The organism is Phormidesmis sp. 146-20 (assembly GCF_052939475.1).
Genome location: NZ_JBJPHT010000070.1, coordinates 20,907 through 28,913, shown reverse-complemented (window position 1 = coordinate 28,913; position 8,007 = coordinate 20,907). Strand labels below are relative to the sequence as shown.

The following is an 8,007-nucleotide window of genomic DNA, read 5'->3' as shown; positions in this document are numbered from 1 at the left end:
CCAAAATTGGGGGGTTGGGGGGCAGAAGCCGTGAACAACGAAGCGAAAAAACTCTATCAAATTCACGTTAAAATTGCGGCGGCTCAACTTAAAGGTCGATCGTCTCCTCGTCTAGCACAACTCATCAAGAAAGATTGGACAACGCTTGTGTTTTGCAGCACGGGGTTAGGTCTTCGAGGAGTTTAGGCGCGATCTTCAGTGTTCGTTTTTATACAATTTTTAAGAACCCTTCAATCGTTACCGACCGCATGAAACCGTGCGATTGCTGGATACTGAGAAAATCAGCTTTTGTGCAGTTCAATAAAATTCAGTACTCTATCGGTAGAATAGTCTGCAAGATTTACAATTGATTGCGATCTCTGCCAGATGAAGCGTAAAGTCTTCGCTCCGCCGCATCAAAATAGTAAGTCCTAAATTCTGGGTTTTGTATTGAGAATTTAGCAGTTTGTATCCTTGGTTACTCCGCATTCATTCGTCAAAACTTAATTAGGAGAAACGATGCTTTCTGATGATCAAAGCGTCTCGATTCAGCAGCTTGTAGAACGTCAAGTCTTCCTAACACCTGACAAAATTGCGATTACGTTTAACGATCGCTCCCTCACCTATCAAGCACTCAATCAAAAAGCTAACCAGCTTGCCCATTATTTAAAGACTTTGGGAGTCAAGCCAGAGAGCCTGGTCGGAGTTTGTTTGGAGCGATCGCCAGAAATGCTGGTTGCCCTGCTCGCTATTCTCAAAGCGGGAGGTGCTTATGTGCCGCTCGACCCCAACTATCCCCTTGATCGACTGGCGTTCGTCATCCAAGACACCCAACTGGCGATTTTGTTGACTCAAAAAGACTTGCTCGATCGCTTGCCTCAGTCCCAAACTCAAATTATCTGTCTCGATCAAACCTGGACGACAGCCCATTCTTTTGAAAATCTACCCTGCACGGTGACTGCCAAAAATTTGGCTTACACCATCTACACCTCTGGCTCAACGGGCAACCCCAAGGGCGTTCAGATCACTCACCACGCTGCGGTCAACTTTCTCAACTCAATGCGAGAAGAACCCGGACTGGCCCCAGAAGATGTCATTTTAGCGATCACCACCCTCTCCTTTGATATTGCGGTTTTAGAGCTTTTCTTACCTTTGATCGTCGGCGCTCAGATCCTATTGGCCAGCCGCGAAACTGCCGCTCACGGCGTGCAATTAGCCAACCTGCTAACCAGTTCTACTGTGACCCTAATGCAGGCGACTCCCTCAACCTGGAGAATGTTGATCAGCGCGGGCTGGCAGGGCGACGGCAAACTCAAAATGCTCTGTGGTGGAGAAGCTTTGACCCGATCGCTGGCTGACCAATTACTCACAAGAGGCGGCGCGCTCTGGCAGATGTATGGCCCAACCGAAACAACCGTCTGGTCAATGGTTCACAAAATGGAGTTGGATGCAAACCCAGTGCCGCTTGGTCATGCGATCGCCAACACTCAAATCTATCTCATTGCAGAACCCGCCCGTCGCCAGGGAGATGCGCTCAAGCAGGTAGAAACAGGAATGCCAGGAGAAATCTACATCGGGGGAGACGGGGTGGCGCGGGGCTACTTCAATCGTCCTGACTTGACGCAAGAGAAATTTATTCCTGACCCGTTTAGCGATCGACCAGGTGCCCGCCTTTATCAAACAGGAGACCTGGCCAGATATCTACCCGATGGCAGCATCCAGTTTATCGGACGAGTCGATCATCAGGTCAAAATTCGCGGACACCGCATCGAGCTTGGCGACATCGAAACGGCTCTCAGTCAACATCCTCAAGTCAAAGAAACAGCCGTAATCGCCCACGGAGACACTGAAGAAAAACGGCTTGTGGCTTACGTTGTTCCCCGATCGCAACCCTCACAGACCGAAACTCAACTTGAAATCGCCGCTCAAATGACGACTCAATGGCAACAGATCTGGAACACTGCCTACAACGATTCTTCTCACAGCTTAGATTACACTTTCAATACCGCTGGATGGAATAGCAGCTACACCGGAAAAATGACATCTGCTCACGAGCTACAGGAATGGGTGCATCACACCGTCGATCGCATCCTCGCTCTGAAACCACAAAGCATTTTAGAGATCGGCTGCGGAACCGGATTGTTACTATTTCGATTGGCTCCCCACTGCGATCGCTACGTGGGTACAGATATCACGCAACAAGCGATCGACTACGTTCAGCAACAAATCCAGCAACGCCATCCAGACTGGTCACACGTCACCCTACACCAAAAAGCTGCCAACGCTTTAACCAATCTCGAACCTCAAAGTTTTGACACGATCGTTCTCAATTCTGTCGTTCAATATTTCCCCAGCATCACCTATTTGATCGAAGTGTTAGAAGCGGCGGCTAAGGCGGTAAAACCAGGCGGACAAATTTTTATCGGCGATGTGCGAAATCTGGCCCTTCTAGAAGCGTTTCATACCTCAGTGCAACTTTATCAAGCGCCGTCATCGCTCTCGACTCAAAAACTACGTCAACGGATTCGCGATCGTGTTACTCAAGAGAGAGAATTGGTGATCGATCCGGCATTCTTTATAGCACTTCAGCAGCGATTACCTCAAATCAGTCGCGTGCAGATTCAACTTAAGCGCGGCGTTCATCACAATGAGTTAACTTGCTTTCGTTACGATGTGGTGTTGCAGGTTAAGGCTGACCGTGATTTGAGTGTCAAACCAAGCTGGCTCGACTGGCAGCAAGACTTCACCCTGGCTAAAATTCGTCAAATTCTCCTGGATAAAACCTGCAACTCGATCGGAATTTCTAACATTCCCAATGCTCGAATTTTGTCAGAAATAGCCGCCGTGCAGTTGCTCAAATCCAATCCCCCTGAGACCGTAGAAGATTTGCGGCGATTGCCTACTCTCAAAACCGCCCTTGACCCTGAAGCACTCTGGCAACTCAGCGCAGAAGTTGACTTTGACCTCTCAATTACTTGGTCTGCTGCAAAAGGCGTGGGCTATTATGATGCAATTTTTTGCCGTCGATCGCCCCATCCAACCAATTCCTGGTTAGTTCCGACCCCGGCACAAACTATCGAAATTCACTCACTCAGCACCTATGCTAACGATCCCCTCAGCGCCGCCAACCCCAAATCACTCGTGCCACAACTTCGCGCCTTTTTGCGAGAGAAACTGCCTGTGTTTATGGTGCCTTGTACCTTCGTAATTTTGGAGACGCTGCCCCTGACTCCCAATGGCAAAATTGACCGCCGCGCTCTACCTGCTCCTGGTTGCGATCGCTCCCATCTTACCGAACCCTATGTCGCCCCTCGCACCGTTCTCGAAACTCAACTAGCCCAACTCTGGAGCCAAATTCTCAGCCTCGAACAGGTAGGCGTGTATGACAGCTTTTTTGACCTGGGTGGGCATTCGCTGCTCGTGACACAACTGGTCTCTCAAGTGCAGGCTGCTTTTCGGGTCGAGGTGTCTCTGATGGCTCTGTTTCGGTCGCCGACGATCGCGGGGTTAGCTCAGATCATTGAGTCGTTGAAACTGGGGAATACGATCGTTCCTCAGATCACAGACGCTGATCTGCAAACGGAGGCGCTGCTCGATCCTTCGATTTGTCCGGACGTTCCGTTTAGCGTTTCTGATTCTATTTCTCAACGTATCTTTTTGACGGGTGCGACTGGATTCTTGGGTACATTTTTACTGCAAGAACTTTTGGCGCAAACTCAAGCGGATATTTACTGTCTAGTACGGGCCGAGAACGATCGCGACGGACACCAAAAACTGCTGCAAAATCTGGAGCGATACACCTGCATCAAGTCGATCGACGCAGCGAGAATTCTACCCGTGTTGGGCGATTTGTCACAGCCGCTTTTAGGAATTTCTGCCCAGCGCTTTGAGCAATTGGCCAGCAAAATCGATGTCATTTATCACAACGGAGCCTTTGTCAATCTGATCTATCCCTACTCTGCTCTCCGCGCTGCCAACGTTTTGGGAACTCAAGAAATTTTGCGACTCGCCAGCCAGATCAAAACCAAACCAGTTCACTTTATCTCAACGCTGGATGTGTTTCAGTCTTCTGCTTATGTAAATACCCAAAAATGGACAGAACAAGACGATCTAATGCACAGTCACGGACTTTTTAACGGGTACGCTCAGAGCAAATGGGTAGCCGAAAAATTGGTGATGGCGGCCCACGATCGCGGCATTCCCACCTGCATTTATCGCCCCGGTATGATCGTTGGCCATCAGCAAACAGGAGTTTCTAAAACCGATGATTTGGTGAGCCGCCTGATCAAAGGTTTGATTCAATTAGGCAGTGCTCCCGATATTGATCTCCAAATGAATTTGACCCCTGTGGACTATGTGAGTCGAGCGATCGTTCATCTCTCCCATCAGCCCCATCGATTAGGACAGGCATTTCATCTCGTCAATCCCCATACGCTGTCTTTGCGCCAACTGGTGAATTACATGCAGACGATCGGCCACCCGATTCAGCTTGTCCCCTGCGCTCAGTGGCAATCAACCCTATCCACGCTCACCGCTGAAAATGCCTTGAGTCCCCTACGCTCTCTGTTTGCTCAAGATTGCCTGAGTTCTTTAGAAACCCTGGCCCTCAAAAAAGTAGATTGCCGAAATGTGATTGCAGGACTCACCGACACAAGCCTTAAGTGTCTGGCGATCGCTCCCTCTCTCGACACCTACTTTTCTTACTTTACCGAGACGGGATTTCTAGAGCGTCCAAGAGTCCTTGAAAACAGGTTGACTAGGGTTTAGAAAGGCGGTAGCTGCGATCGAACCTGGTTAACTGACAAAGCTTTCTGCCCAGCGATCCACAAGTTCCTCATACCCAATCAATTTGTGAATGCTACAGATCCTTCGCCCCCTAAATCCCCCACAAGTGAGGGACTTTGAACTGGAATTCTTGTCTTAAAGTCCCCCAAAATTGGGGGGTTGGGGGGCGGAAGTGCAAAATAACGAAGCGAAAAATTCTAACGAACTGACGTGTTTTTAAGGAGTCGATCGCCAGTAAATACTGAGTGCTGAAAATAACTTCAATAAAGTTAATGCCATCAAGCCCGTAAATTCACACAAGAGTTGACGAGAGTTTTGTAAATTCTCTAATACGCTTGGGCATTCTGAAAGAACTTGTAGAACGTGCTGATTTCAACCGCCATCTTTTAAAGAAACTTCAACGAGCCGACTTCAAAAAGAGTCAAAGCAACGGTTGAGAAAGGAGGATTGCTCCACGTAGTTACGAACGGAATTTGCTCAAAGCTCAACTCCAAATTCCACCTCCTACATTCAGCGCTTCTATCAACGTTGTGCCTGTGAGAACGATGAAAAATTCCATCTATCAGTCAATTGGTTCGAGGCTATTTCTCTATGTGTTAGGCAGTGCCCTCGTCGGTTTGGGTGGAATGTCCTATTTCTTTTATCAAGCGTTAGAAAGCCGCGCCAAAGATGAGATTCGGGGCAACTTGAGTACGCAGGTCAAATCGATCGAAGGTGAGCTTGCCAGCGTTGAGCAGTCCATGACCAACCTATCTGCTGTCGTCAAAACCAGCCATCGACAGGGACTTCGAGACTCAAAATTTTACGATCAATTGATTTTTGATTTGTTTCAACAACGGTCTTCTCTGACGATGGCGCTTGGCTTTGGTCAAACTGCTTTTCAAGTGATGCCCGATCGCCAGTGGTATTGGCCCTACTTCTACGTCGATCAAAAAAATCCCGAACAAATTGGCAAACTGCTGCCGCCACCCCACGCTGACATTCGATTTTCAGACCTGTTTCAAGACGACGACTACCCCAAAAAAGCCTACTACACCGATGTCATCGCTGCTAGAAAAAACATTTGGCTGGAACCATATCAATGGTACGGACTGACACTCACCACCTATACCGGGCCCATTTTTGATGACCAAGATCGCATCATTGGCATCACCGGACTTGATATTAACGTCACAGCTTTGAGCGATCGGGTTAAGGTTCCGGTGACTGAGGGCGGCGGCTACTTTGCCATCTTGAGCGAAAAGGGCAATCTGATCGCCTATCCGCCCAACCCTCAAAAAGCAAAAGCGCTGGCGACCTACAAAGATATTCCTCAACTCGTCAATGTCTGGAAGCAAATTGGCACCCAGGAAACTGGACTAGTGCTATCGGATAATCAATACTGGGCTTATCAACGCATTCGAGGCACTCAGTGGTTGATGATTGCAGCGGTGCCTCAGTCGGTGGTTTTGGTTCCGGCCCTTTCGATCACAGGAATCGGAGCCTTAAGCGCGGGTGCAGTTTTGGCGCTAGTCGTCACGCTATTTGTGCGTCGTCTCAATCGCCGTCTAGAACCCATTCTTCAGGAGTGCCAAAAACTTGCAGAAGCGGATGCTCAGAGAGCATTTCGGCTGAGTGACGGAACAGGATTAGCCCCCACCCACACCCCCAAAATTGAAGTGCAAGGGGCTGATGAATTAGATGTCTTGGCGCAGTCGTTTCATCAAATGGCCGCTCAACTCAAAGAGTCGTTTGAGGAATTAGAAAATCGAGTGGATCAACGCACTGCCGAACTCAAAAAAGCCAAGGAAATCGCGGATGGAGCCAACACCGCAAAGAGCGAATTTTTGGCGAACATGAGCCATGAGTTACGCACTCCACTCAATGGGATCTTGGGCTATACACAAATTCTGCAACGCTCTAAAACAATGAGTCAAAAAGAACAGCAGGGAATCGAGATTATTCATCAGTGTGGCTCTCATTTACTAACATTAATTAACGACATTCTTGACCTCTCTAAGATTGAAGCTCAGAAGATGGAGCTTTATCCTAAAGATTTCCATTTTCCAACTTTTTTGCAAGGCGTGGTAGAGATTTGTCGGATTCGAGCCGAGCAGAAGAGTATTTCTTTTTCCTATCAGTTTGAAGATCACATTCCAGTCGGAGTTTATGCAGATGAAAAACGTCTGAGACAGGTTTTGATCAATCTGTTGGGAAATGCGATTAAGTTTACCGATCGCGGTGCCGTCACGCTTCGAGTCAAGTCGCAGGCCAAAGAAAATTTACAGCACATTATTTGCTTTGAGGTCGAAGATACAGGTGTGGGAATGACTGCTGACCAATTAGAAAACATCTTCTTACCCTTTGAGCAAGTTGGCAGTCGCGATCGTCACTCAGAAGGAACTGGATTAGGGTTAGCAATCAGTCGCAAAATTGTCGAAATGATGGGAGGCACGATCGCCGTCACCAGTCAAAAAGCACAAGGTAGCCGCTTCTGGTTTGAAGTTGAAATTCCGGAAGCCACTGATTGGGTAAAAATCTCTGAAGAAGCGCAACAGAGAAGAATTGTGGGATATGTGGGTGAAAAACATAAAATTTTAGTCATCGACGATCGCTGGGAAAATCGGTCGATCGTGACCCACTTACTCACCCCGATCGGATTTCAACTGTTTGAAGCTAACGACGGTCAAGAGGGTTTAGATAGAACGTTTGAGGTATTGCCTGATTTGGTGATTACGGATTTAACCATGCCCGTTATGAATGGCTTAGAGTTTCTCAAACATCTAAAAGAGTTTCCTCAATTTCGGCAGTTGAAAGTAATCATCTCCTCGGCTAACGTGTTTGAATCTGATCAAAAAATCAGCTTGGCGGCAGGAGCAGTTGAGTTTTTGCCAAAGCCTATTCAGGCAGATCAGCTCTTAGAAATGCTGCAAACTCATCTCAATTTAGAATGGATTTATGAGCAGGTTAATGAGCCAGATAAATCTGAAGCGATCGCTGCTTCCTCTGAGATTGTGCCTCCCTCAATAGAACAGTTGAATCAATTGCATCATTTAGCAATGTCGGGCCGTCTCAAAACGCTAAAGGAGCAGCTAGAAAAGCTAGAAACGTCGGATATGCAGTATGTAGCTTTTGTACGATTAATGGTTAAATTGATCGAAGATTTTCAAGTTGAAAAAGTTCAGAAATTCATCGAACAGTTTTTATCAAGCGCTCAATCTAAGGCTGATCTCAATTAGACATTCAAAATCAAAGCTTGATGCG

General features: G+C 47.6%; 3 protein-coding genes. All 3 read left to right on the top strand.

The features are described from left to right. A partial coding sequence (locus ACKFKH_RS30750) for a hypothetical protein (protein WP_446862188.1) occupies positions 1-186 on the top strand: 186 nt, incomplete at its 5' end. A gap of 312 nt (positions 187-498) precedes the next feature. Continuing rightward, entirely contained in the window at positions 499-4,746 is a 4,248-nt protein-coding gene (locus tag ACKFKH_RS30745; protein WP_446862187.1) for an amino acid adenylation domain-containing protein, read from the top strand. 563 nt (positions 4,747-5,309) lie between these two features. Continuing rightward, the gene (locus ACKFKH_RS30740) at positions 5,310-7,982 is read left to right on the top strand and encodes an ATP-binding protein (protein WP_446862186.1); all 2,673 of its coding nucleotides are present in this window, start codon (positions 5,310-5,312) and stop codon (positions 7,980-7,982) included. Positions 7,983-8,007 lie beyond the last annotated feature (25 nt).